The organism is Koromonas humicola (assembly GCF_059726255.1).
On record NZ_AP040873.1, the window covers coordinates 4219602 to 4244054 of the forward strand.

The following is a 24453-nucleotide window of genomic DNA, read 5'->3' on the forward strand; positions in this document are numbered from 1 at the left end:
ACTATTCGAGAGTCGTGCTGCGCGTCTGAATCAACCTATTCACGCGATCGACAAAGGCTTCGAGCTTCACCGTGCCTTCTGCCTTTTCCTGACCACGCACGCGGACATTGACCTCGCCAGCTTCAGCTTCTTTGTCGCCCACGACCAGAATGAACGGAACCTTCTGCAACGCATGTTCGCGAATCTTCGCGTTCATCTTCTCGTTGCGACCATCCACCTCGATGCGTGCGCCAATCGCCTTCAACGCGTCGCCAACCTTGTTGGCATATTCCACGTGCCGCTCGGCAATCGGAACCACCGTCACCTGCGTCGGCGACAACCATACCGGGAAAGCTCCAGCGTAGTGCTCAATCAGCACTCCGAAGAAGCGCTCCACCGATCCATACAGCGCGCGATGAACCATCAGGGGCTGATGCCGCTGACCATCTTCGCCCACGTATTCGAGTTCGAACCGCTTCGGCAGGTTGAAGTCGAACTGCACGGTCGAGAGCTGCCATAGTCTTCCAATGGCATCGACCAGCTTGACGTCGATCTTCGGACCGTAGAACGCTGCTTCGCCCGGGATGAACTTGTACGGGATCCCCTTGCGCTCGAGCACCGTCTTCAGCGAGTTCTGCGCCAATTCCCACTGCTCAGGCGAACCGACGTAGTGCGCACGATCCTCAGGATCCCAGGCCGACAGCTCAACCTTGAAATCCTGGAAGCCGTAGGTGTGCAGCACGCTAATCGCGAAATCAATGCAGCCTTCAACTTCGCTTTCAATCTGCTCCGGCGTGCAGAAGATGTGCGCATCGTCCTGCGTAAAGCCGCGAACGCGCATCAAACCGTGCATCACGCCCGAACGCTCGTAGCGATACACCGTTCCAAGCTCGCCCAATCTCACCGGCAGGTCGCGATACGAACGCAACTGGTCCTTGTAGATCAGGATGTGGAACGGGCAGTTCATCGGCTTCAACCGATACTCGGCGTCGTCGAGCTCCATGGTGTCAAACATGTTCTCGGCATAGAAGCCTTCGTGTCCCGAGGTCTGCCACAGAGCGCGTCGCGCCACATGCGGCGTGAACACCAGCGAATAGCCGCGCTTCAAATACTCGGCGCGCAGCCAGTCTTCCATGATGGTGCGGATCAAGCCGCCCTTCGGGTGCCAGAAGATGAGTCCTGGGCCTGCGAGTTCCTGGATGGAGTACAGATCAAGCTGCTTGCCCAGGGCGCGATGGTCGCGGCGCTTGGCTTCCTCGAGCTGCTTCATGTACTCGTCCATCTCTTTTTTCGAGTAGAACGAGGTGCCGTATATGCGCTGAAGCTGCGGATTTCCTTCCTTGCCGAGCCAGTACGCGCCAGCAATATTCAACAGCTTGAAAGCCTTGATCTTGCCCGTCGAAGGAATGTGCGGCCCGCGGCAAAAGTCCACGAACTTTCCCGTGCGGTAAAGCGAGATCTTTTCATCCGGCTTGGTGAACTGCTCGATGAAGTGGCACTTCATGAAGTCGCCTTCATCCTTGAAGCGCTTCAGTCCCTCATCCCGATCCAGAAAGTCGCGCGCGTACGGCTCGTTGCGGGCGACAATTTCCTTCATCTTGGACTCGATCTTTTCGAGGTCCTCAGGAGTGAATGGCGTCTCGCGCAGGAAGTCGTAGAAGAAACCACTCTCGGTTGCCGGGCCGTGGCCAAGCTTCGTCTCGGGGAACAGTTCCAGAACAGCCGCAGCCAACAAGTGCGCCGAGGAATGATGAAATACCTGGCGCGCTTCGGGATCCTTTTCGGTCAACAACCGTAGCTGCGAGTCCTGCTCGATGGGACGAGTGAGATCGACGAGCGTGCCTTCTTCTTCGGCCACAGCCGTCGCCGTCCCGCCGCCTCCGTTGCCGGATGCATTCAGGGGCGCAATCCTTGCGGCCAATGCGGCTTCGGCCAGCCGTGGCGAAATAGACTTCGCGATGTCGAGGGCGGTGGTGCCCTGGGGTACTTCTTTAATACTGCCGTCGGGGAGTTGAACCTTGATATCAGACATAGGGTAGGTCTCCGCTCGCGCTTACAAGTGCGCAATGCCGGAAATTTTTAGAGTCTTAAGTCTAAAGAGTTCGTCCGGGAGAAGCAAACGCGAAGAGCTTGGAGGTAAACCGCCACGAAGACAATTCATGGCTTTGCGTCAGCCAATAAGGCTTCCTTGTCCATCTGCACAGGCATCTATTTTTCGGGAAACAGAGCCTGATCCAGCTGTAGTCGTGACAATCACCTGCAAAGTAATTCTGCACTTGTTCTCGACACAAGTCTGTTTCGACGTTCCCGGAGGAGAGTGTCCGATGAAGGTTCGTCTCAGCAACATCGCCGGATGTATTGCACTGTGTGCTTTCATTACGGTTTCGGCCAGTGCATCGCAGCCCGTACCAATTCCACACACAACGTATGTACCTGTCACGACAGACTCATATCCGTTCGGTGCGGCCAATCATTTGAATGTCCCCGAGGACTTGGCGAGCGTGGGTTATACCGAGGATGAGTACTTCGTGAGCGGCACTGCCAATGTTTACAACTGGGCCGCGCCTGGAACTGCAACGATACGCACTCCCGATGCGCCGTACACCACGCGCATGCTTGTCCGACGTCCGATCAACACGCACCGGTTCAGCGGAAACGTGATTGTCGAAATCCTTAATGCTTCGAACCTCGTGGACCTCGAAATCGGTTGGGCTCTTTCCAAGGACTACATCGTCCAAAACGGAGACATCTGGGTCGGATTCACAAGTAAGCCGGTCACGGCCGCGGCATTGAAGAAATTCAATCCCATGCGTTACGCCCCATTGAACTGGGCTAATCCGCTTCCGTTGTCCGATCCGCAGAATTGCACAACATTGGTCTCCATCATCTCGGGTGACAATTCACGAACCACCGAGGACGGATTGATCTGGGACATCTTTAGTCAGATCGCCGCACTAGTGCGCAGTGACTCTCACCAAAATCCCCTCCGGCAGTACGACGTGGACCGTGTCTACGGATACGGGTACTCACAATCGGGATTTGACCTGCAGACCTACATTGACGCGGTCTTCCCTCTCGCCAAGCTGGGGAATGGCAAGCCTGTTTTTGATGGCTTCCTCGATGTTGCTGGATTCAATGCCCCTGCACCAATCAATCAGTGCTCACCGCCTCCCTCGGGCTCAGGGGCCGGTCAGATCAGGAATGCAGGTGTGCCAGTCATCCGTATCGCGACCAACAGCGAAGATGTTCTGCCCAGTGTGCAGGCTGGACGCCGTCCCGATAGCGACAAATATCCCGATCTGTTCCGCGAATACGAACTGGCCAGTGCTCCGCATGCCACGCCTGACGAACTTGATTTCGGACCAGCATTTGCTGACATACAGAAAGCTGGCGCCCCGAAACCCCCGCTCACATGCGGCTTCGGCCCACGCAGTCCACTGCCGACCGGCATCTTCCAGAACGCCGCATTTCAGAACCTCGATCTCTGGGTGAGGAAACATGTGCCACCGCCGCCGGGAGCTTTGCTCAAATATCAGAACGGAGTACAGGTGCTCGACAAGTTCGGCAATGCCGTTGGTGGTGTTCGCTCACCTTACGTTGATGTTCCTACCGCGCACTGGTTCGTCGGTAGCACGGGGCCGGGACTCTGCTTCCTGCTCGGCTACGAACACCCCTTCACCGAATCGGAGATGAAGTCCTTGTACCCATCTCATAGCGACTACGTCTCAAACGTCATTGCTGATACCTTCCGCCTCGTCGTGCGGCGATACATCACTCTCGACGACGGGCTGGAGATCATTCAACACGCGAAGAAGTCTGGCGTGCCGGAAGTTGCAGATATCCCTTCCGACCTGCCGGATGATATTCGCTAAACCCCGTGCGGCATCGGCGAATCGATGTGTCGCTGATGCCGCATTTGCTTCGAGAAACATCCCGCCGGAGAAACTTATTCCAGAGACCGGAAAGAAACTTTTTCCGTCATCTCCTAAAAACTTAGTTGACCTTTTTCGATTTCGGGCGTCTCATCTACGAAAGCTTTAGGAGATGGAAGTGACACAGAAATCGAAATCGAGCCAAACGCTGACCCCGCTGGAGCTGCAGATTATGCAGGTACTCTGGGATCTGGGGCCGAGCACAGTGAACGAGGTGCAGGCCAAGCTCCCCGGAGACCTCGCCTACACCACCGTGCAGACGATGCTCAACGTGCTGTTCCGCAAAAGCAAAGTGAAGCGCATTGCTGAAGGTCGCGCCTATCGCTACCAGCCAATCGTGAGTCGTGAGCGCGCAGCAGGCTCCGCCGTTCACGACCTTGTGAAGCGCATGTTTGGCGGATCGACCGAGGCTCTGCTCATGGCAATGGTGGATACCCGCCAGATCAGCGCCGAAGAGCTGGAGCGTGTTGCACACCGGCTTGCCGCCACCGATCGCGACGCTTCAAAGGAGGACTAGCCATGGAACGAGCGCTTCTCGAGTACATCCTGAATGCCCTGTGGCAGATTCCGTTGCTGGCCTCTGGTGGATGGTTGCTGATTCGCGCCCTTAAGGCTTCGCCCGCCACGCAGCACTACATCTGGCTTACCGTGCTGACGTTGGCCGTGCTGCTCCCATTGCGCGGCATCGACTCTCACCATCTGGAGAACGCCGCTGCTCCAATCACGCCTCAAGAACTTCGCACGGCGATGACGCTGCCCTCCGCTGAGGAAACGGCACAGGTCACTCCTGAGCCCTACGCTCGTGTCCCAGCGAGTTCGCGATGGACGCAAATTCCAGCACGCATCAGCAACGTGCGTTTGAGCAGCGCAACCATGCACGCGATCACGGTTGTTTACATCGCGCTCCTTTTGTTCGGGGTCGCTCGACTTGGTTATGCGTGGTACTCGGCACGTCAACTTGTAAACGCGTCACAGCCTCTGTCGCCTACTTCCGAGAGCATGGTCAGGCGCAAGCTACAAAGCATCCAGCCCATACGCAGTGAACTGGCGAGTTTGCCGTCCATAAGGCAGTCGGATGCGGTGGTGTCTCCCGTTGTCGTCGGAGCGATCTCGCCGACCATTCTGCTGCCGCGCAACTTCGCTCGCCTTACCGAAAACGAAGTGCGAGCTGCGCTCTGCCACGAGATGGCGCATGTTCGCCGGCACGATTATCTCGCCAATCTCGTCTGTGAACTCGCTTCCCTTCCCGTCTCATGGCACCCCATTACGCGAGCCGTTGAGCGACGGATTCGCCACACACGCGAAATGATTTGCGACGCAATTGCCGCACAGGAAATGCGTTCGGAGACCAGCTACGCCCGCTGCCTCGTGGCCATGGCACAGCGGATCGTCGCTGTCAGCCATCTTGCGGAGCGAGCACAAGCCGTTGGGCTTTTCAGCAAAAACACACTTGAGGAGCGCGTTATGCGATTGATGGAGACGAAGTCTGTTATGAGTATGCGGGCAAAGCTGGCTCGCCTGGCCTGCGGCGCCACCGCAATGGCTTCGGCCATCGTGATCGCCGCCATATTCCACGTCACGCCAATCATGGCGGCCCCACAATCATCCAGCGCGCCGCAAGACGCGCAGGCTGCACCCGTCGCTCCAGTCCCGATGGCAGCTCTTCCTGCTCCTCTTGCGCCAGCACCTGAAGCCGCGCCCGCACCCGCAGCACCGGCCGACGCCCAGAATGCTCCAGTTGCGCCTGGCGTTCCGGCATCACCGCAGAAGCCAAGCGCACAGCACCTCGCAGAAATCCCGCAGCCTCCTGCTCCCGGCGTTCCGCCCGAAATCCAGCGAGAGCTCACTCCCGAGCAATCTCGCGCACTTGGGATACCTGATCCCGCGACTCTGGCTGAATTGAAGCGCCAGATGGACGAAATCAAAAAGCAGTTCGACAGCCCTGAGTTCAAGAAGCAGATTGCTGACATTCAGCAGCACGCGCGTGAACTCACACTGCACAACGAAGAATTCCAAAAGCAGATGGCGACACTGCGCAGCGAAGAAATCAAGAAGGAATTGGAATTCATGAAGAGTGAGCAGTTCCAGAAGCAGATGGCCGAGGCACGCAGGGCCGCTGAACAGGCAAGGACTGCCGATTTCCAGGCCCGCAATGAGGAGATCAAGCGGCAGATGGCCGACCTGCAGAAACAGCTCCAGAGCGGCGAAATCAAGCAGCAGATAGATAAAGCTCTCGAGCAGCTCCGGCACGAACAACAAAGAATGCAGTCCACTCACTAGTCCGCCGATCGCGCTTAGAGCCGTACGTCACATCGGGAGTTGCACGCTACAGGTGCGACTCCCATCTCTTGCACGCACGTTTCCCCACATTCGCAAGACACCTACGCTGACAAACTCTGCTCCCCGCTCGCCATCCTATGCAGCAGGAGTGTGTCGGTGTCGAATTCGGATCTGACTTCAGCGTTATTCATTCTTTTACTACTAGTGGGCTTGGCCCAGCTATTGGGATTTCTTTTCGTCAAGCTGCGCCAACCCAAGGTCATGGGCGAGATCGTCGCCGGAGTCGTCCTCGGCCCTGCCTTGATCGGCCGCCTCACCGTAGCCGCACCACTCATGGAAGCCATCAAGCGAGAGGGCACGGTCCTGAGCTTTGTTTACTGGATGGGACTGCTGCTGCTCATGTTTCTGTCGGGAGCCGAAACCCGCCAGCTCTTCACACGCGAAGAGCGGCGCGAGGTCGGTTGGCTTTCCATCTTTGGCACCGGAATCCCCTTTGTCCTCGGCATCACGCTCGGCTCGCGCTTACTGCATCCAGCTCTCTCCGGACCGAATGGCAACCGACTCTCGCTCATCATCGTGCTTGCCGTCGGCGTAGCCGTAACGTCGGTCCCCGTAGTCTCAAAGATTTTTGCTGACCTCAAGATACTGCACACGCGATTTGCGCGATTGGTGCTTGGTGTCGCAGTGCTCGAAGACATTGTGCTGTGGCTCGCGCTTGCGGTCGCCACCTCGATGGCCGGAAAGACCTCGCTCAACGTGCGCCAGATGTCATGGCATCTCGCCACTACGCTCGCGTTCTTCGTCCTCGGACTTACCATCGTCCCCCGCGTCGTTAAGCGCATTAACAAAGCGCGCTTTAACGTGATCGCTCGGCAGTCTCCCGTTGCATATGCCATTTCCGTTCTGCTCGCCTACTGCGTAATCGCCGGAGCCTTGGATGTGAGCTTGGTTTTCGCCGCTTTCCTCGCCGGATTCGCCGTAGTCCACAAGAAGCGCCGTCTTTTCGCCGAAGCTCTCGAAGCAATTGGCAAGGTTTCGTTCGCGTTCTTCATCCCCGTTTACTTCGCCATCGTGGGATTAAAACTCGACCTCGTCCACGGACTGTCTCTCAAGATGCTCGCTGCCTTCCTCGTTGGCAGTTGCATCGTGAAGATCATCTCCGTCTCGCTCGCCGGACGCTTCGCCGGATTCCGCGGGCTCGATCTCATCAACCTTGCTGTCACAGCCAACGCACGCGGAGGTCCGGGGATTGTGTTGGCCAGTGTGGCTTTCGATGCCGGAATTATTAGCCCGAAGTTCTACACCACCCTTGTCCTCACTGCTGTGCTAACCTCGCAGGCTGCGGGCGCATGGCTCGACTACGTTTTGCGCAAGGGATGGCCTCTGCTAAGCGAGTCAGCCGCTGCAGAGTCGTCCGTAGTCGTTCCCGACGAGAGCCGTTCCGCAGCCTGATTCACGACCCTCGACCCAAAGCCATTCAGATACACATCGCCGCACATAAAAATGCCCGGCCACGTGGGCCGGGCTCTTCGGAGCGGGAAGAGAGATTGTCTATTTGCGGGTTACTGGAATGCGCCGCTCGCACTCCAGTCGTGCGCACTCTGCCCCGTGGAACTGCTCCTGCTCAGTCGAACCGTGGAAGGCTGTCGTGCTACTCTCGCCTCCGGCAATCACCTGCGCTACGTCGTCGAAGTATCCGGTGCCGACAAATAGCTGGTGCTTGATGGCGCGATACCCATCCTTCTCTGCCGCGAATTCCTTTTCCTGCAGTACCGAGTAGGCCGACATCGCGTTCTGTTTGTAACCCTTGGCCAAGTCGAAAATCGAGTAATTCAGCGCGTGGAACCCAGCCAGCGTGATGAACTGGAACTTGTAATTCATCGCCGCCAACTCTCTTTGGAAGTTTGCAATCGTCGCATCGTCCAGCTTCTTCTTCCAGTTGAACGATGGGGAACAGTTGTAGGCCAGCAGTTTTCCGGGGAAGCGTTCGTGGATCGCCTCCGCGAAGCGCCGCGCCTCGTCGATGTTTGGTTCGCTCGTTTCGCACCAGATCATGTCAGCATAAGGCGCATAGGCCAAGCCGCGCGCAATCGCCGTATCCAGTCCGCTCTTGATGCGATAGAAACCTTCGCTGGTGCGCCCTTCTCCGGTCAGGAACGGCTCGTCTGCCGGATCGATGTCGCTCGTTAGCAGCTTTGCGCCATTAGCGTCCGTGCGGGCAATGATGATCGACGGCACGCCGCAAACGTCTGCCGCGAGTCTCGCCGCCACCAGCTTGTGAACTGCTTCCTGCGTGGGCACCAGAACCTTGCCGCCCATGTGTCCGCATTTTTTTGCCGAACTCAACTGGTCTTCGAAGTGCACGGCCGCAGCGCCCGCCTCGATCATGCCCTTCATTAGTTCAAATGCATTCAGTGTTCCGCCGAAACCTGCTTCGGCGTCGGCTACGAGCGGAACCATCCAGTGCTTGCCGTTCTTGCCTTCCTGATGCCATATCTGGTCGGCCCGCAGTAGTGCGTTGTTGATGCGCCGACAGAGTTGGGGTACAGAATCCGATGGATAAAGACTCTGATCGGGATAAACCTGTCCCGCGCTATTGGCGTCGCCTGCGACCTGCCACCCGCTCACGTAGATGGCTTCCAGTCCGGCCTCCACCATTTCGATTGCCTGGTTACCGGTCATTGCGCCCAGTGCCGGAATATGACTCTGTGTCTGCATCAGGTTCCAGAGCCGCTCCGCACCCAGCCGGGCTAGCGTGTATTCAATATGGATCGTGCCTCGTAATCGCTTGACGTCCTCTGCCGTATAGGGACGTTCAATGCCGCTCCAGCGCGCATCCGTATTCCATGTATGTGTGATGTCGAAGCCGTTATTGTGTGCAGTCACTGTCGTTTGTTCCCCTTTGTAGAACTTGGTTTCTGAGATGATTTGTCGTTTGCTGCAAGTTGCGCTGCAGCCGCAAGAAGCTGCCGCCGGAGTTCCATCCGTGCAGTGCTTTCGTATGCAAAACAGAGTCAGCCTTATCCTCGGCATCTACTCGCCGGTGCCGTAGAAGGAGACAAATTGGACATTTCGAACACGATGGGTCGTGCACGCCCTGTTTACTTCGGGCAAGGCTCAGTCCTGAAAATCGTTATTCGAACGCGGCGCTGGTTGACGCCGGTCCAGACAGCGAGCCCTCAATGCCTGGGGCTGGAGGTCAATTGGGTCTTTCGAAAGGGAGCCTGGCGAGCTAGAGCGTAGTTGGTCCGCGCGCCGTTCTTCCTGCCTTCAGATGCACAGATTCCGAGGTCGGTTGCAGTTCTTTGTTCCCGTTTCACAATGAATTAACTGCTCGCCAGGCTCCTGATCGCCAGCCAAAACAACCTCCAGACGGGTTTTCGACAATTTCCCCACAGTCTTTCAGTGGTTTGCCCGAGCTTGGCTCTTGATAATTGAGCGTCGCTGCTTCAAGCTTTTTGTTATGCCGAATTCGAATTCAACCGCCGACGCTCCCTGCCCAATCTGTTCCGGCACGGGATGGCGCATGGTCACCCGAGAGCACAATGGCCGAACCGTCGAGCAGGCCACGCGCTGTGAATGTATCCGCAAGCTGCAGGGTCCGCGCCTGCTTGAGGCTGCGCGCATCCCCCGCCGCTATCTGCACTGCGAGCTTTCGAATTTCGAGCACGAAGGCCCATTCCGCTCGCTCGCCTCAGCCCACATGGCATCCCTGCGTTTCGTCGAAGAGTTCCCTATCGAGAGCGCCGGACTGCTCCTTACTGGCCCGATAGGTTGCGGCAAAACGCACCTCGCTGTCGGCATCATCAAGGAACTAATCGCACAGAAGAGCTCCGCCTGCTTGTTCTACGATTACCGCGAGCTTCTGAAGCAGATACAGAATTCCTACAACGCATCTGTGCAGGTCACGGAAATGGAAGTCCTGCGCCCCGTCTTCGAAGCCGATGTGCTTATCCTCGATGAACTCGGTGCTGCGAAGCCGACCGAATGGGTTTGGGACACCGTCTCGCACATCCTCAACACGCGCTACAACGACAAGCGCACCACAATTATCACGACCAACTACAAAGACCTTCCGCCCGCCGGAACGGAAATTCCCGAAGGCCGCGCCGTCCGCGCCTCACGCGAAGAAACCCTGGGAGACCGAATCGGTGAACGTATGCGCTCCCGCCTTCACGAAATGTGCCGCGTCGTCCGCGTCGAAGGCGAAGACTTCCGCATGAAATACAAAAGCGCCAGCCTGCGCTAGCACATAGTTCGTGTTGCTTTTCATGTGCGGCGCTTCTTGTCGGTGTACCCGAGGTCACCTACGCGCAAGTGCTATCGAGTTTCTATGTGACTACGGGCAGCCTTCACTCTGCAGCGCTCGCGCATTCTTAATCTCTGGAGGCCCCACATGCCGCTAGTTCGCATCGATCTCCTGGAAGGAAAGTCTGCAGAATACCGCGCTCGTCTTGGCGAAATCATCTATTGCGCCATGGTCGAGACGCTAAACGTACCGGAGAACGACAAGTTCCAGATCATCACCCCGCACCCTGCATCCGAGTTCGTCTTCAACCGCGAATACCTCGGCATTGAGCGCTCGGATGACTGTGTCTTCATCCAGATCACCCTGAGCGCAGGTCGCACCACCGAAGTGAAGCAGAAGTTCTACAAAACTGTTGTCGACGCGCTCCACAACGAACTCAAGCTTCGCCGCGAAGACGTGTTTATCAGCCTAGTGGAAGTTCAGAAGCAGGACTGGTCATTCGGCTACGGAATCGCGCAGTACGTAGCCTGACATTCCAAACATTCACAAACACGAATAAACGCAAAAAGCCCCATGCCGCACAGGACACGGGGCTTGGAGTTCTCTTCAACTTATCGTAGTGCGCAAAGTTGCAGCATCGCTGGAAGGTACTCTTTGCTTGCCGAGCGCAGGTACCACTCTTTCGCGCGCTCGGGTTCATCGGCGGCATCAAAAACGCTGCCGATCATAAACTCGGCCTCGGCATGACCGCTCACTGCGGCCACAGCCAGCGCCTCACACTCTTCTTCGCTCATCTGAATGTTTGGAAACGAAGTCAGGAATCGGCACAATTCACGCAGAGTTGTCGCCAGGCTTTTCCTTGTTGTTACATTGCGTAACGGCATGGTTACGACTGACATCTCACCCACACTCCTTATGCGTCGTAGTGTGCCAAACGCCGAGACAGCTCAGCAGTGATTTACTTCCGTCTGAAATTGTTCGCAGCGTCACAATCTATATCGGCACCGTGACTAATGGCCATCATTTCTTTCTGTCGTTTGTAGGTGATGATCCCAAAGCGGTACAGAGCGATGTCTCCCAACCCATGCAGGCTTCGCGGTACACTGTCCCCTGTGCTGACCCGCATCGAGTTTGACGCTGTACATGACGAGGAGTTCTTCTCCGCTCTTCCTGCTTCGCCAGCAGTCTTTGTACTGCGCCCATTGCAGGCCGGAGCCGAGCCCTACGTCAGCAAAACGTCGAATCTGCGTCGCCGTCTTCAACGCTTACTTTCGGTTGCTGAAGGTCGTCGCCTCAGCCTGCGCGATCGCGTTACAGCTGTAGAATTCCAACCTGTCGGTGGAGACTTCGAGGCCGGATTCGTGCTCTATCGCATGCTTCGTGCCGAGTTTCCGCAGAAGTATTCCGAGCGCTTGCACCTGCGCCCCGCGCCGCTCATCCAGTTACTGCTCGAGAATCCTTACCCGCGTGTCACGGTCACCACCCGCATCCGTTCGCTCCGTGGCGGCAGTGCTTATTTCGGCCCATTTGCGACGCGTGCCGAAGCCGAACAGTACGCCAACGACTCCCTTGACTTCTTTTTTCTGCGCCGCTGCGCTGAAGACCTCTCGCCCGATCCGGCCTTCCCTGGTTGCGTCTATTCCGAGATGAAGATGTGTCTCGCGCCATGCTTCCGCGGATGCACCGACGAGCGCTACGCTGATGAGTGCTCGCGGGTTGAACGATACTTCGAAACCGGTGGGCACTCGCTCGTAGTTGAGATCAGCCGCGCGCGCGACGAAGCCAGCGAGCGCCTCGAATTTGAAGCCGCTGCTGCTGCTCACGCAAAGCTGGAGAAGGTCAAAGGCGTTCAATCGCGCGCCGCCGAAATCGTCCACCGCATCGATCGCCTGAACGGCCTCCTGCTGCAACCGTCTCATCTCGAAGGACACATCGAGCTATTCCGAATCGTTGCCGGCATGCTGCACTCGCCCATCGCGCTCGACCTGCGTGATCATGCAACCAAGCCCGCCGAACCCACCACCGAGGGGCACTCTATCGCGCATCCGCAAAGCATGGAGGCCCGCATCAACGACCTGCTGCACGGCGTGGAACCAGTCGCCCCGCAGAGTGCGCAGGAGTGGATGGAGCACCTCGCGATCCTGAAGCGTTGGTATTACCGAACAACAAAGGTGGGCGAAATCTTCTTCGAAGACGAACACGGCACATTACCCATGCGCCGAGTTGTGCGCGCCGTTCGTCGCGTACTCAAGGGCGAAAAGCCTGCGGCAGACCTGAGCGAGACTGCCGGCGATTACTGGGTCTTCCGCAGCAAAGAAGCTGGCCTCTAGAGTCGCCTTGCGACGCTCGCAATAACGAAGGGGCTGATTCTCACCAGCCCCTCACGAAACTCATCATTCACTCCTCGCAGCGTCGATCATTGCTTTTTTGCCGCGCCGTGTTTTGCTTCTCTGTAACCTTCTTTTTGCGCTTCAGCTTCCGTCATGTATTCGCCATTCTTGGTCTTGCCGTACCAGCGATCACCCTGCTTGTGATACACCTTCGAATCTTTGTTGACCCATACTTTGTCGCTGCCACCCACCGCCGCGCTGCTGCTCGTCGCTGCGTTCTTAGACATCGAACCGGCATTCGAAGTGCTCGATCCCGAACTAGTGTTCGAGGTATTTGCGTTGCTGCTTGTGTTCGCTGGCGTCGTGGTATCAGAGGCGGTTTTGCTCTTGCGGCTCTTCTTCTTAGTTGTAGTTGCGTTCTGATCTGTGCTGGTGCTCTGGTTCGATTGCGTGCTCGTGGTATTGCTTTGGTTCGTCTGCGACGAACTCTGGGCTGAACTCATCGAAGTCGCGAGGATCAGCGCTCCCAGTACGGCTAGCAGTCTTTTCGGCATACTTCTTCTCCTGAGTATGTTCGAAGTGGCGCTCAGGTTGGATGCACACGAGCAGCGCAGGTGGCCTCACATAAACACTTCCAAGGAAAGCTGCTGGCGTTCTTACATCGAAACAAGTGAATGTTTTCAACAACGCGAGTTTTCGCGCTCAGAACGACTTTGTTTCGTAAACACGACACGAATGCCATCCCGCCAGCGTTCGTCCAGTCCCACCAGCTTCCATTCCAATTCAGGAGAGAAGTACTTCAGCATCGTCGCCGTTGCGGGATGCACATGCAGCGCAGGCGACGCCAGTATCAGAATCGGATCTCGTTCCGACAGCACGCGCCCGGGGAAATACCCATTGGTCTGAAAATCCCCTCGCCGATGATGCTGCCTCACCCTCGCCCAGTAATCCAACCCCTGCACCGGCAAATGAAAATCCTCGGCAGCCTTCAACTCAATCACTGCCAGCCTGCCATCTCGCGTGATTCCCAGCAGATCGATCACCGCACGATCTCCCGCGGCAAATGCCGGAACCTGCGGATACAGAGCTGCAGGATCGAGCTTTCCATCCAGCGTTGTTACATCGCGTTCCACGATTGACTGCAACCACCGTTCAGGCTGAAGCCGGTAGAAAGGATGAGTGCGATCGCGCCCAACGCGCTTCTCAAGCAGCCGTGCGATCAACTGCCGCAACAGCGGTTCCGTCTGTTCGTTCAATTCATATTCGGCCGGCGCTGCCCCAAACACAATCCGCTCTGCAATCCGGAAATGACGGTCCGGCTCCATCGTTGCGTGTGCAAACTCCAACCCATGAAACCGGAAACTCACCGAGGAAGAACTCTGCGCTACCGTCTCCACTCTGGGACAAAGCGCTCCCATCCTCTCCACCGACTTCCGGAATCGCTCCAGCATATGCTCTCTGTTCAGGCAGTGAATCAGTTGCGACGTCATGTTCAACTCCGCCGCGAGGTCGAGTTCTTCTGCCTGCTCAGTTTTCTCATCCAGCGCGAAAAGCCGCCACTTCGCCGCCTTGCGATTCAGATGCGATATCCGCAATTGCGCCGTGGCGGCCCGGCCTGCTGGCACAAACAGCGCCACGCCGGCGACATGCGACTTCGCCGCAAAACGCTCGCGGCAGTGGTCGAGCCAAAGAATCGCGACAGCCACCGCGTTGTCGATCGTCGCCTGCAACTCGCCATCGCCGCAGCCCACAATGGCCATGCGCTCCTGCCCTCGACGCAGCAGTCCTCGCGCACACACTGCTCCAAACGAATGTTCCAGGTCCGCTGCCGTCGCCAGCCTATCCAGCGTCCATCCCGGAAACTGCGCTGGCAGGGCACGTTCGAGCGCACGCTGATAGGCCGCCCGCATTGCCTTCAGTGCCGAAGGAGACTTGCGTTCTGCCTTCGAACAAATTTCCAGCCGCGATGGCCGAGCCTGCCCAAATCGCGCAACAGTCAGCTTCAGAATTCCGTTCTTGATTTCTGCGGTTGTCGCCCGCCGTACTATGTTTCGCTCTTCTGACCAGATTTCCAGCAAGCAACGGTCACGCTCCGGAGTCGCCGTGTAGCGCGCACCCGTAAAGTCAAACAGTTCCCTTCCGTCTTCGATCACCACTGCCGTCGGGTTCTCAGCCACGTAGTCTGAAACGAGCGCAGCAATCTCCTCGGGCGTTTGTACAGCACTCAACGTGTAATCCCCTTACTCAGCTTTCAGCGAGACATCGTCGAATTCAACATCGGCGGGCAAAGCGAATCGTTCGCTCTCTCGTCCCCAGCGCCTGAACCCCGGGGCATCAAAATGCACGCGCAGTTTATACACGGCCTTGTGCGCAATCCGCGCCTCGCGCTCATATCGATTGATCCAAGGATGCCATAGCAGCGGCATTTCTCCCGGACCATACGTCTTGCCATCGGCTGCGATCAGACTCGCTTGCGGCTTTAGATTTGGAATCAGCCTGCCCGTGCGCGAATCACGCGGCACAATCGAGAGCCTGGCATTCTGCTTTCCAGAGAAGTCGATCAGATTCTTCGGACGCAGTTTCGCACCGCCCACCTGCACCGCCATTTCGCCGGAGCCGAGCGCGTAGGCGACGAAATAATCTCCTGCCGCTTTCTCCTCACCCATGGCCGAGTGCTCCCACATCGCCGTGATCGCCGAACTTAGTGCCGCATTGCACGGCTTCAGCAGCTCGGCTTCATTCGCCCAAGCCGTGGCAGTCGCCAGCGGAATCGCCGCCACTGACTCCAACGCAATCTGCACCGGAGGAAACTCCGCAACCGTTGCACGATCTGCTGGCGAACCCTCCCGCGCCCCGGCCACCGCATCCACAGTCACTCTCAACGTGTACCGTCCGTCGGTATCCATCGGTACGTTTCCGCCGTATGCATTGATCAGCGGATACCAGCCAAAATCCAGGGGAACCCCCTGCTCATTTCCGTTCTCGTCCGTCAGCACCCCGCGCACCGAGAGCCCGGGGACGATCCTGCCGTCCACCAGGTCCATCACAAATACCCGTAGGTGCACCGCGTCATCCGGAGCATCGTGCCACGCAAGCTTTCCCCCGGCAGCTTTACTCCACCATCCTTCGGCAGGAGTAATTGTGTACGCCACTCGCATCTGTCCGGCACGCACATCGCCCTTGAGTGGGCCGGAGTTGGCCAGCACCCAGTCGAGCACCGCTGTATCAGCCGATCCCTCTTGCTTCGCTATCTTCAGTTGTTCTGATGGACGGCTGCCTTGCGCCACCGGTGGCATGCGAACGGGCGTAGAAGCTCCCGCCGCCGCTGCAGGTGCGGGCACAGGCGCAGCCGATTGCGCGAACCCAGGCGCAATCTCGAATAAAGAGGAAAACACTATCAGGGCTGGAATCAGTCGGCGATAGCGCCGAACAAATCTCTTACTTTGCGGCAAACCATCCTCCGGAATCATTGCGATCATCGCCGAGGCGCTGCTCACCACACTCTACACTTTACGCCGCACGCGTGCGACCGCCCACCGAAGCGGCTCACTCACATTCCTATAGTTGGAACGGTAAATCACCGCCTAAAACACCAAGCCTGCGCACCTCGGCGCCTTCCTGCGGCAGCGCTCTCAGCAGCTCCCCTACTGTCTTGTGCAGGATAGGATGCTCGACCTCTGCCGCAATCTCCGCCATCGGCTCCAGCACAAACCTGCGCTCATGCATTGCCGGATGCGGCACCGTCAAAGTCGCCGTTCGTATCACCTTGCCCCCAAACAGCACGATGTCCAGATCAATCACCCGCGGCCCCTTCGGAATATAGTCCTCCCCTCCACGGCGCCGCCCCATGTCGCGCTCAATCTCCATCAACCGTTCCAGCAGCCGATGCGGCTCGTCGTCCCACTCCAGCGCCAGAGCAGCGTTGGCAAACCAGGGCTGATCGGTGTATTCCACCGGCTCGGTTTCATACACGTGCGATATGGCATTCACCTCGGCTATGCCGCGCACGGCCTCAACGGCGCGCCGCAGATTCTCCATGCGATCGCCGATATTCGAGCCCAAAGATATGTACGCCAGATCCATCGCGCTCCGCCACTTCGTTATTAATTGCTGCTCACATTCTAGTCTCACCCGCGAATTCATTGGGCCGGACGCATCCAGCAACATACAACAGGTAGTGTGGATTCTTCTCAGAATTCGGCAACCCACAACCTATTGGGTTCGCCCATTGCGCCCCAAGGGGCATGAATACAGCCTGAAAATGATAGCCCTGTGGAAAAACCCGCATAAAATCTGAATGAAAGTGCTTGTCCACCGCAAATTTTACGCGTTATGATGTGCGGGACTGAGGCGTTCGACACGCTTCATCTTCAAGGAGGAATATCCCATGGCTGCAGGCTTGACCAAGACTGCTCTCGTTCGTCTTCTGGCGGAAAAGCTGGAAACCAGCAACAAGGCTGCTGGACTTTTCTTGAGCACCCTCGCGGAAATCGCGATTAAGGAAACGAAAAAGAACGACGTATTCGTTCTTCCCGGCCTTGGCCGTTTGAAGAAGTCGGCGCGCAAAGCTCGCGTGGGCCGCAACCCGCAGACCGGCGAACCGATCAAGATTCCTGCCAAGACCGTCGTGAAGTTCTACGTCGGCAAGTCCGTGAAGGACGCTATCGCCCCGGCGAAGAAGAAGTAGTCTGGTTTGGTTTCGCAGGGCCGGCCCACGGGTCGGCCTTTTCCATTTGAGCCCATTCAAGCAACGCGGGTGCCCATATACGCTGCCTCTTTTGGGACGCGCATGTTGCTTGTGACTTTGCTGTTGAGTGTCATCCTGAGGCGAAGCCGAAGGACCCCTACCCCAGCTCCAATCCTCACCACTGCCCCAGGTCACCTACCACCACCGCCCGTCACAACACCACGATCGTAATCCCGCGATTCATCCTTCCAAAGTCGCGATCTTCTTTGATCGCCTTGTCGCGCTTCACCAATTCCCAGCTCGCCTCATCGGAAAGCCGGAACTGCTCGCCGGGAATGAAATCTGCGATAAACCCATTCCTCTTGAATCTGTCGAGAGCCTTCCATACCTCCACGCGCAATCGCCCGCCCACTCCTGTCGAGCCGTACCCGTGAATCAGCTTCAGCATCGAGACGCCTTCTGTTCGCGCCGCCACAATTGCGCGGTCCAGTCGCAGCAGCCCGATGTTCACCGTCGGATGCCCTTCTTCCAGGTTAACGATCCTGAAGCCCATATCACATTTATCGTCGCATAACGACGGCGCTCTCTAGAACCCCAATTGCTTGTTCAGCGATGCCGAATCACGTGCGCCCCACCGCCGGTGAATCAGTCCATCCTTAATCTCGAACCATTCCATCGCGGTCAGCTCATAGGTCTTCCCCGTCGGCCCAAGACCGCGAAACGCCTTTACCGACTTGCCTCGTTCCACGTATCGCACTGCGACAACATCTGCTTCCGAGATAATGCCTGCGACTTCCAACTTGATATCCAGGCATTCGATCAGATCCTTCCAAATCGGGCGTGCCTGCTCGACCGTTCCCCATCCCATCACGCCCCACACCAGCGCGTCGGGAGTAAACAGCCGGCACACACCATCAAGATCGCCTTCGTTGAATGCCTTCACGTAAGCCAGCACAACATCTTTCACGCCAGCCATCGCCACCTCCGCCGCGAATTCTAGCAATCCCGAGCTGAGCGAAGTTGGCATAATTGCCTCTTGGTAGTGTGCGACATTGAAGCCTCTATACCTCTTCGCAATTCATCGCTGAGAACTGTGATTTGAGCCGCCGAAGTGGAGAGAGCTAGAAGTGCTGTGAGTGTTGCGAGAGCATAGGCGGAAATCCGCTTGGGATGTCAGGCTCATGGCTGCCGATTGTTAGCTGCCCATTTTGCTGCCGCAGGCTAGTCCGTGGAGTTCTCGCTGTTGTTCCGCCACGTGAAGCCTGTAGCCAGCATGTACACATTCACGCAATTGAGCAGCAGAAGCAACGCGCCGAGGACAGAAGCTTTCAAGCCCTCCGCATTGTCATCGTCGTATTCCTGATAGAAATCTCGAATCTGCTGAGCGTTGTAAACAGCAATGAGAGTGAATATAACAATGGCAACCGAGCTGAGCGCCCAAACTGACGAAGAGGTTCGGAACGTGAGATTAATCGCAACGAGAATGGCGACTCCGGACAGAAGCATGAAGACGCCTGTGATTGGTCGCGCAAGATCGAAATGCGAGCGGAAACCCCACAATGCCGTTACACCGTACATCAGTGCGGTGCACAGGAAGGCCACGGACAGCGATGCAGGCGAGATAAGGATGGAAAACTCGACAGCAGAGAAACCTGCGTAGACGAAAAGAAATATCCCTGCTGGAGCCATCGAGAGTTTCTCGATGTATCGATTGCAGAACCCTATCAGCAACAGCTGCACGATGAAGAAGACACGGACATACACCGCAAGAGCGAGAAAACTCTGAGGCGACCAGTTCTCAATAAGGGTCGCCGCAGTGATTGATCCTAGAAAGAGTGCACACGCAGCCATGCCGATGGCTCGCGCCAGAACCCGTCTATATGTTTGCTCAAGCGCGTCGTCCAAGACCGGCACGTCCGGTCCTGCAGGAATTGGCGTGCCCCCCTCGGGAAATGTGTCTAGAAACTCGGGATGTGGACCGCGCGCGATCTTGTTTTCCGCAACAGGCATGATCCCGGTACCCTCGGGAATTGGGGGAAGTTGATGATGCGGTAGAAAGGGACCAGCCATACCTACCATTCTGCCCGCAGGAGAGCTCGTGGACAAAGAACGAAGGTAATATGCATTGAAGATGCTCGCGGTGCTCCGATTCACTCAGTCGCTGCATTCGCATGTCATATTTTTGACAACTTCTTTACCGTCGCGGTCTGTTCTATCTAGTCTGATTCTGTCTGTTGCCGTGAAACTTGAAATTCGGCAGAGGAATCGCCGCGCGCTAAACAGCCGCCTCCAAGGTCGAGACCTAGTAATATGTTAGCTTCCTTTGCCGAGTCGCCTCGACTTTGTATTCACCAGCCTTCAGACGCGACGTTACCTGCTTCGTCCAGTTGCCATGAGAGTCGTATTCGTAGCTATAACGAGCTTTCGTCGTTGACTCGCGCGCCTGTAGTTTCTCTCCCTGCGGCACAAGCTTCCCTTGCTCATCGATACCGAATCCTGAACTCATCGCCGGAGCGTCTTTCCGCAGAGATTGTTCGGCTTCGACGTCGCCTTCTTTGTTGTATTGAAACTTCGTGACCGTCTCGCCCCAAATGCCCATATTCACGTGTTTCTCTGTCAGCCGTCCGGCGTGGTCATACTTGTAATCGGAGTCCCCATACGCGAAGGCCAGCGCCAGAACCTCAGTCATCGTTTTCTTCTGCGCATCGTTCAAAGGCATGTCCAATCCTCCGGCAATCTCCTTCGCACCCGCCTCCAAATTCTCCGCCCGAAGTTTATCCCCGACGATTCTCCCCTTCTCGTCGTACGTCCGCAGAATGCGCCCTATCAACACTCCAGCCGAATTCTTAATCTCTGCCTGCGAAGGCCTCCCTGTGTCGTCATACAACGTCACGATTGTCCCGCCCGAAGGGACTTGGAAGTGCAACTCGCTGTCTTCCCACGACGCTGCGCCCACCGCCACAGGCGAGCTTGTCTTCTCTATGACTGGAAGCTGCTCTACACTCAGCTTTCGTCCGTGCTCGTCATGTTGGATCTCCGGCAGCGCCACCTCGTTTCCGCCGAGTGAAACCAGTTGCCCATCCGGGGCATAGCGATAGGTCGTCACGGTTGCGTTCGATCCTTGTTCGGAACGCAGCTCCAGCAGTTTCCCTTCCGGCGAGTAAAGACGCGAGGTCGTCGCAGTGTACCCCGGAAAGCTACCCTGTGCTGGATAGCTTGTCTCTTCGACGCATTCCTTCACTGGCCCGCGCAAACCTACATCTGCTGCCTTGGTGTTCAACATATCTTCGCCACTCGCTGCCGCTACCTGCAGCGCTGCCACCATCGTCACAACCGTCAGAACCGCAAGGCGCATGGATCGCAAGTCACCCTCCTCCAACCTGCAACCCACTGAGATGTACTCCAGAGCCGATGTGCAACAAACTCTCTTGCCTTAATCCCGCGGCATGCCAGAATCAGACATGCGCCTCTGCCGCTTCATGGTTGCGTGTCTTCTTCTTTCCACTGTGGTGTTCGCACAACCGAATGCCGATTCCCTAACACGAAACGTGCACGCACACATGTCGTTCCTCGCCTCCGACGCGCTTCATGGACGCGGCAGTGGCACTCGCGATGAATGGATCGCCGCCACCTACGTTGTTTCGCAGTTTCAGGCTTTTGGACTCGATTCGGCAGAGATTCAGCAGGCCTATCTTCTTCGCGGCATCACCTACAACGCCATCGGAATATTGCGCGGCAGCGATCCCCAGCTATCTCAGGAAGTTCTCATCCTCACATCGCATCTCGATCACCTTGGCACCAGACGCAAAGGCGACAGCGAAGTCATCTACCACGGAGCCGATGACGACGCCAGCGGCACCACCGCCGTCCTCGAGCTCGCCCGCGCTCTGGCCTCACTCGCACAGCGTCCGCGTCGCACCATCGTCTTTGCGTGTTTCGGTAGTGAAGAAACGGGCGGTTGGGGAAACCGGTATTTCCTCCAGCACCCGCCCTTTCCCCTCGCGTCCATCGTTGCCGACCTTGAATTCGAGATGATCGGACAGCCAGATCGAGCTATTCCTTCACACCAGCTCTGGCTCACCGGATGGGAGCGGTCCAATCTTGGCCCCACACTCGCACGCCATGGTGCTCCGCTTGTTGCCGACCCCCACACTCGTCAAGATTTCTTCGAGCGCTCTGACAACATCGCTCTAGCGCGCCAGGGAATCGTCGCACAAACTATCAGCAGCTACGGACTAGGTCCGCACTACCACCAGCCCGCTGACGATCTCGCGCATATCGACTTTCCCCATCTCACTAGGGCGATTCAGTCGATGATTGCTCCCGTCGAGTGGCTCGCCAACACCGATTGGAAGCCTTCTTGGAATCCCGGCGGCAAACCCGTTACACCTTGAACCGCGTATCCCTCCGGCGTAGCATGCATGCTGTTGTAATGGGAACGGAAGAACAGCGATGAAACACGAAGCCAAGATCGATTGGTGGTTGGGGGCGCTTCTCGTTGCCGGACTCATCGCCGTCACGACATCCGCTATCACTACTCGCAATCCATGCTTCTACGCCGTAACAGCCATCGTTTGGATTATCGATTTTGGTGTTTGCTATCCACAGTCTTACGAGACCACCGAAGACACTCTCATCATCCGCGCTGGCCTCTGCCGATGGAAAATTCCTTACTCGTCCATTGTCTCCGTACGACCATCTAACGATTCGCGCAGCTCGATTGCACTCTCGCTCGATCGTGTCGAAATCGTGTACGCCTCCAGCACTATGCTCATAGCTCCCCGCGATCAGGAAGCATTCTTCACCGATCTCGCCTCCCGTGCTCCACAACTGTCGCGCCGCGGACAGGACCTTGTTGTCTCCATGAGCTGATTGCTTGCTTTTGCCGCGCCAAACTCAACAGCAATGCAACTCGGGTGCACTGCGTTCCGGAGGCTCGAAGTGCACCGGTTCCGTCGCCCAGTTACCATCTCCCATAAGCCTCGTAGCTCCTATGGCGGCGAGCTTTCCTTTCTCCACGGCACAGATTACGTAAACGCATCCCGTCCAGTGCCCTTCGCGCCGGTCTGATTCCGACGCATCTGCCGAGTGATCTGGATGCGAGTGATAGAAGCCCACAATCTCCAACCCAATCTCGCGTGCTTCTTTCTGAGTTGCGATCAACTCCACGGGATCGATCTGATACCGTCGTTCCGGCTCCGGATCGCAATTGCCACAAGGCTTGATGCGCACCACCGTCGAATCCTGTGCTTCACGCCGCCCTAGCAGAATCCCGCATCCCTCCCGTGGATACGCCTTCTCGACTTCGGCCTGCAATTCTCTCTGGCTCTCAAACGGAATCGATAGCATCGCCTGATCTTCCGACAGCTTCATCGCGTTCGCAAGTTTTACGTCCATGACCGCAGCCCAAGTTGCCCGATTTCACTGCGTTGTGCGACAGTATTGTGTTGCCAATGGCGGCCTGCCGTTTGCATTCGTCTCGACTGGCTCCGTGGGGGAGTTCAGTTCAGCCACGCCGCAACCGTTGAGGAGATCATGCCCAATTTCGCTCCACTCAAGAATGACGTCCGCAGCTTCGAACAGGCGGTTCAATGGCTTTCCAATCATGGCTTCGAGGTTTCGAGTGGTTCTGGCAATCAGCGCCTGGTGAAGAAATACAACTGCGTTGCCAGCATCGAACCCGGCACCAGCGGCCACTCGCGGATCGCGCAATACCCGGCACTCCTCGTCGCCGGAGAGCCTGCCGAGCTCGTCGACCGCGGCTATCAAAAGTTTCTCAAGACAAGCAAACTTGAAATCGCCGCCACAGCCGAGCACCTTAAGAACCTGCATTGCTTCAGCGAAGAATTGAAAGAAGCTCTCGGATACACCAGCCTCTACAACGAAGGACTCGGCACGGTCAGTGCTCGTTATCGCTACGATCGGGTTGTCGGGCGCGACCTCCCCGAACCGGAGCGCCCAACTCGTCCCTGGCAGCAGCCCAAATCTTCTTAGCCCGAATCCCTCACGCAAGCACGAAGGGGTGGGCCTGCAGCTCACCCCGAATTTCGACTGTTGCGATCATTTTCACGCCCTGCTCGTGTAAACCTTCCACGGCAAACTCTAATCCAAGCTTGAGGACGTTCCCGCCGATCGTGGCTTCGTGAGCCAGTTGGCCTATGGCCCGGGAACCTGTCAGCGCTCGCCTGCATGAAGGGTTCGGCGCTCAAGAGGGAAACATGATGAAATATGCATTCAGGCTTCTGCTCCTAACCGCGCTAGTTTCATCCGTGCCGGTCTTTGCACAGAGTGACAATGCGAAGAACACCGATACCACCGACAAGAAAGTTACGTCGTCCGGCAATCAGGACAAGGGAGAAGTGCAGCGCCGCCTGACGGAAGCATCCGAGGATCTCAACCGCCTGACCAACGCGGGTGACAACAACATTCCCCAATCCATTCTGGCCGACGCCAAGTGTGTCGCAATTGTCCCCAAGCTCATCAAGGGCGGATTCGTCGTAGGCGCGCAGCATGGCCGCGGCGTCGCCACCTGCCGCACACAGAAGGGCTGGAGTGCTCCCGCCTTCTTCGTTATTACTGGCGGTAGCTGGGGAGCCCAGATCGGCGTTGAAGGCGTCGATCTCGTTATGCTCTTCATGACCCAGGAAGGCGCCAATAAGCTACTCGATGCCGAGTGGAAAATCGGAGCTGATGCCGGAATCGCCGCTGGCCCCTTTGGCCGCGATGCCAGCGCCAACACCGATTGGAAGCTGAATAGCGGCATTCTGACCTATTCGCGCTCGAAAGGCGTATTCGCCGGAGCCACGTTGAACGGAGCCAATGTCCGCGCCGACATGGACTCGATCCGCTCGTTCTACGGCCGCACCTACGACTTCCGCACGCTGCTAACGGGACAGGTCACGCCTCCACCGGCGGCTCACCAGTTCCTCGCGCAAATCCGCCAGAACTTCCACGAAGCAAACGCCGCCAAGTAACATCCGCTTCGTGCCGCAACAA

Annotated in this window: 24 protein-coding genes; 12 read left to right on the forward strand and 12 right to left on the reverse strand. The window is 57.2% G+C overall.

The window, feature by feature from the left end:
• Nucleotide 1 precedes the first annotated feature (1 nt).
• Nucleotides 2-2011 carry a threonine--tRNA ligase gene (gene thrS, locus AC6IZD_RS18365; RefSeq protein WP_497785055.1) on the reverse strand — a complete coding sequence of 670 codons (2010 nt, stop codon included), beginning with the start codon at nt 2009-2011 and terminating at the stop codon, nt 2-4.
• A gap of 292 nt (nt 2012-2303) precedes the next feature.
• Here thrS and AC6IZD_RS18370 point away from each other — a divergent pair, with 292 nt between their 5' ends.
• From AC6IZD_RS18370 to AC6IZD_RS18385, 4 genes are all read left to right on the forward strand, one after another.
• Nucleotides 2304-3851 carry an alpha/beta hydrolase domain-containing protein gene (locus AC6IZD_RS18370; protein ID WP_497785057.1) on the forward strand — a complete coding sequence of 516 codons (1548 nt, stop codon included), beginning with the start codon at nt 2304-2306 and terminating at the stop codon, nt 3849-3851.
• 178 nt (nt 3852-4029) lie between these two features.
• Nucleotides 4030-4428, forward strand: coding sequence for a BlaI/MecI/CopY family transcriptional regulator (locus AC6IZD_RS18375; RefSeq protein ID WP_497785059.1), 399 nt, complete (start codon nt 4030-4032; stop codon nt 4426-4428).
• Between the two features lie 2 nt (nt 4429-4430).
• On the forward strand, nt 4431-6191 hold the full coding sequence (locus AC6IZD_RS18380; protein WP_497785061.1) for a M56 family metallopeptidase: 1761 nt from the start codon (nt 4431-4433) through the stop codon (nt 6189-6191).
• A 156-nt stretch (nt 6192-6347) separates the two neighbouring features.
• On the forward strand, nt 6348-7643 hold the full coding sequence (locus AC6IZD_RS18385; protein WP_497785062.1) for a cation:proton antiporter: 1296 nt from the start codon (nt 6348-6350) through the stop codon (nt 7641-7643).
• 99 nt (nt 7644-7742) lie between these two features.
• Here the strand turns inward: AC6IZD_RS18385 and aceA are convergent, their stop codons facing one another.
• Nucleotides 7743-9077 carry an isocitrate lyase gene (aceA, locus tag AC6IZD_RS18390; protein WP_497785063.1) on the reverse strand — a complete coding sequence of 445 codons (1335 nt, stop codon included), beginning with the start codon at nt 9075-9077 and terminating at the stop codon, nt 7743-7745.
• 577 nt (nt 9078-9654) lie between these two features.
• Here aceA and AC6IZD_RS18395 point away from each other — a divergent pair.
• On the forward strand, nt 9655-10440 hold the full coding sequence (locus AC6IZD_RS18395) for an ATP-binding protein (RefSeq protein WP_497785064.1): 786 nt from the start codon (nt 9655-9657) through the stop codon (nt 10438-10440).
• A 147-nt stretch (nt 10441-10587) separates the two neighbouring features.
• A complete protein-coding gene (locus AC6IZD_RS18400) occupies nt 10588-10971 on the forward strand; it encodes a tautomerase family protein (protein WP_497785066.1) in 384 nt (127 codons plus the stop codon).
• A gap of 80 nt (nt 10972-11051) precedes the next feature.
• Here AC6IZD_RS18400 and AC6IZD_RS18405 read toward each other — a convergent pair whose 3' ends face one another.
• On the reverse strand, nt 11052-11339 hold the full coding sequence (locus AC6IZD_RS18405; protein ID WP_497785068.1) for a hypothetical protein: 288 nt from the start codon (nt 11337-11339) through the stop codon (nt 11052-11054).
• A gap of 171 nt (nt 11340-11510) precedes the next feature.
• Between AC6IZD_RS18405 and AC6IZD_RS18410 the strand changes: the two genes are divergently transcribed.
• Entirely contained in the window at nt 11511-12770 is a 1260-nt protein-coding gene (locus AC6IZD_RS18410) for a hypothetical protein (RefSeq protein ID WP_497785069.1), read from the forward strand.
• 86 nt (nt 12771-12856) lie between these two features.
• On the opposite strand, the gene AC6IZD_RS18415 is transcribed toward AC6IZD_RS18410, so the two are convergent.
• The 4 genes from AC6IZD_RS18415 to folK form a co-directional block, all read right to left on the reverse strand.
• Nucleotides 12857-13324: a sunset domain-containing protein gene (locus tag AC6IZD_RS18415; protein WP_497785070.1), complete on the reverse strand. Its 468-nt coding sequence runs from the start codon at nt 13322-13324 to the stop codon at nt 12857-12859.
• Nucleotides 13325-13450: 126 nt separating this feature from the next.
• Entirely contained in the window at nt 13451-14998 is a 1548-nt protein-coding gene (locus AC6IZD_RS18420; RefSeq protein WP_497785071.1) for a hypothetical protein, read from the reverse strand.
• Between the two features lie 12 nt (nt 14999-15010).
• Complete coding sequence (locus AC6IZD_RS18425) at nt 15011-16267, reverse strand: hypothetical protein (protein WP_497785072.1); 1257 nt, start codon at nt 16265-16267, stop codon at nt 15011-15013.
• Between the two features lie 61 nt (nt 16268-16328).
• Entirely contained in the window at nt 16329-16853 is a 525-nt protein-coding gene (gene folK, locus AC6IZD_RS18430) for a 2-amino-4-hydroxy-6-hydroxymethyldihydropteridine diphosphokinase (RefSeq protein ID WP_497785073.1), read from the reverse strand.
• A gap of 304 nt (nt 16854-17157) precedes the next feature.
• On the opposite strand from folK, the gene AC6IZD_RS18435 reads away from it, so the two are divergent.
• Entirely contained in the window at nt 17158-17457 is a 300-nt protein-coding gene (locus AC6IZD_RS18435) for an HU family DNA-binding protein (protein ID WP_497785075.1), read from the forward strand.
• Between the two features lie 211 nt (nt 17458-17668).
• On the opposite strand, the gene AC6IZD_RS18440 is transcribed toward AC6IZD_RS18435, so the two are convergent.
• The 4 genes from AC6IZD_RS18440 to AC6IZD_RS18455 all read right to left on the reverse strand — a co-directional run bounded on the left by AC6IZD_RS18440 (nt 17669) and on the right by AC6IZD_RS18455 (nt 20821).
• Nucleotides 17669-18010: a hypothetical protein gene (locus tag AC6IZD_RS18440; protein WP_497785077.1), complete on the reverse strand. Its 342-nt coding sequence runs from the start codon at nt 18008-18010 to the stop codon at nt 17669-17671.
• Between the two features lie 33 nt (nt 18011-18043).
• Nucleotides 18044-18484, reverse strand: coding sequence for an ester cyclase (locus AC6IZD_RS18445; RefSeq protein WP_497785079.1), 441 nt, complete (start codon nt 18482-18484; stop codon nt 18044-18046).
• Between the two features lie 194 nt (nt 18485-18678).
• Nucleotides 18679-19527, reverse strand: coding sequence for a Bax inhibitor-1 family protein (locus AC6IZD_RS18450; protein ID WP_497785081.1), 849 nt, complete (start codon nt 19525-19527; stop codon nt 18679-18681).
• A 232-nt stretch (nt 19528-19759) separates the two neighbouring features.
• Entirely contained in the window at nt 19760-20821 is a 1062-nt protein-coding gene (locus AC6IZD_RS18455; protein WP_497785082.1) for a hypothetical protein, read from the reverse strand.
• 82 nt (nt 20822-20903) lie between these two features.
• Here AC6IZD_RS18455 and AC6IZD_RS18460 point away from each other — a divergent pair, with 82 nt between their 5' ends.
• Both AC6IZD_RS18460 and AC6IZD_RS18465 read left to right on the forward strand, forming a co-directional pair.
• Complete coding sequence (locus AC6IZD_RS18460) at nt 20904-21851, forward strand: M20/M25/M40 family metallo-hydrolase (RefSeq protein WP_497785084.1); 948 nt, start codon at nt 20904-20906, stop codon at nt 21849-21851.
• Nucleotides 21852-21909: 58 nt separating this feature from the next.
• The gene (locus AC6IZD_RS18465) at nt 21910-22329 is read left to right on the forward strand and encodes a PH domain-containing protein (protein WP_497785086.1); all 420 of its coding nucleotides are present in this window, start codon (nt 21910-21912) and stop codon (nt 22327-22329) included.
• A 24-nt stretch (nt 22330-22353) separates the two neighbouring features.
• Here AC6IZD_RS18465 and AC6IZD_RS18470 read toward each other — a convergent pair whose 3' ends face one another.
• The gene (locus AC6IZD_RS18470; protein ID WP_497785088.1) at nt 22354-22854 is read right to left on the reverse strand and encodes a M67 family metallopeptidase; all 501 of its coding nucleotides are present in this window, start codon (nt 22852-22854) and stop codon (nt 22354-22356) included.
• 138 nt (nt 22855-22992) lie between these two features.
• On the opposite strand from AC6IZD_RS18470, the gene AC6IZD_RS18475 reads away from it, so the two are divergent.
• Together AC6IZD_RS18475 and AC6IZD_RS18480 are read left to right on the forward strand one after the other, a co-directional pair.
• Nucleotides 22993-23451 (forward strand): hypothetical protein, encoded by a 459-nt coding sequence (locus AC6IZD_RS18475; protein WP_497785089.1) that lies wholly within the window; start codon nt 22993-22995, stop codon nt 23449-23451.
• A 224-nt stretch (nt 23452-23675) separates the two neighbouring features.
• Nucleotides 23676-24431 carry a lipid-binding SYLF domain-containing protein gene (locus tag AC6IZD_RS18480; RefSeq protein WP_497785090.1) on the forward strand — a complete coding sequence of 252 codons (756 nt, stop codon included), beginning with the start codon at nt 23676-23678 and terminating at the stop codon, nt 24429-24431.
• Nucleotides 24432-24453 lie beyond the last annotated feature (22 nt).

What these genes read in the sequence shown, in the direction of transcription:
- thrS (WP_497785055.1), bottom strand. Translation starts at nt 2,011, where the DNA reads ATGTCTGATATCAAGGTTCAACTCCCCGACGGCAGTATTAAAGAAGTA.
- AC6IZD_RS18370 (WP_497785057.1), top strand. Translation starts at nt 2,304, where the DNA reads ATGAAGGTTCGTCTCAGCAACATCGCCGGATGTATTGCACTGTGTGCT.
- AC6IZD_RS18380 (WP_497785061.1), top strand. Translation starts at nt 4,431, where the DNA reads ATGGAACGAGCGCTTCTCGAGTACATCCTGAATGCCCTGTGGCAGATT.
- AC6IZD_RS18395 (WP_497785064.1), top strand. Translation starts at nt 9,655, where the DNA reads ATGCCGAATTCGAATTCAACCGCCGACGCTCCCTGCCCAATCTGTTCC.
- AC6IZD_RS18400 (WP_497785066.1), top strand. Translation starts at nt 10,588, where the DNA reads ATGCCGCTAGTTCGCATCGATCTCCTGGAAGGAAAGTCTGCAGAATAC.
- AC6IZD_RS18405 (WP_497785068.1), bottom strand. Translation starts at nt 11,339, where the DNA reads ATGTCAGTCGTAACCATGCCGTTACGCAATGTAACAACAAGGAAAAGC.
- AC6IZD_RS18410 (WP_497785069.1), top strand. Translation starts at nt 11,511, where the DNA reads ATGTCTCCCAACCCATGCAGGCTTCGCGGTACACTGTCCCCTGTGCTG.
- AC6IZD_RS18415 (WP_497785070.1), bottom strand. Translation starts at nt 13,324, where the DNA reads ATGCCGAAAAGACTGCTAGCCGTACTGGGAGCGCTGATCCTCGCGACT.
- folK (WP_497785073.1), bottom strand. Translation starts at nt 16,853, where the DNA reads ATGGATCTGGCGTACATATCTTTGGGCTCGAATATCGGCGATCGCATG.
- AC6IZD_RS18435 (WP_497785075.1), top strand. Translation starts at nt 17,158, where the DNA reads ATGGCTGCAGGCTTGACCAAGACTGCTCTCGTTCGTCTTCTGGCGGAA.
- AC6IZD_RS18440 (WP_497785077.1), bottom strand. Translation starts at nt 18,010, where the DNA reads ATGGGCTTCAGGATCGTTAACCTGGAAGAAGGGCATCCGACGGTGAAC.
- AC6IZD_RS18445 (WP_497785079.1), bottom strand. Translation starts at nt 18,484, where the DNA reads ATGCCAACTTCGCTCAGCTCGGGATTGCTAGAATTCGCGGCGGAGGTG.
- AC6IZD_RS18450 (WP_497785081.1), bottom strand. Translation starts at nt 19,527, where the DNA reads ATGGCTGGTCCCTTTCTACCGCATCATCAACTTCCCCCAATTCCCGAG.
- AC6IZD_RS18460 (WP_497785084.1), top strand. Translation starts at nt 20,904, where the DNA reads ATGCCAGAATCAGACATGCGCCTCTGCCGCTTCATGGTTGCGTGTCTT.
- AC6IZD_RS18465 (WP_497785086.1), top strand. Translation starts at nt 21,910, where the DNA reads ATGAAACACGAAGCCAAGATCGATTGGTGGTTGGGGGCGCTTCTCGTT.
- AC6IZD_RS18470 (WP_497785088.1), bottom strand. Translation starts at nt 22,854, where the DNA reads ATGGACGTAAAACTTGCGAACGCGATGAAGCTGTCGGAAGATCAGGCG.
- AC6IZD_RS18475 (WP_497785089.1), top strand. Translation starts at nt 22,993, where the DNA reads ATGCCCAATTTCGCTCCACTCAAGAATGACGTCCGCAGCTTCGAACAG.
- AC6IZD_RS18480 (WP_497785090.1), top strand. Translation starts at nt 23,676, where the DNA reads ATGATGAAATATGCATTCAGGCTTCTGCTCCTAACCGCGCTAGTTTCA.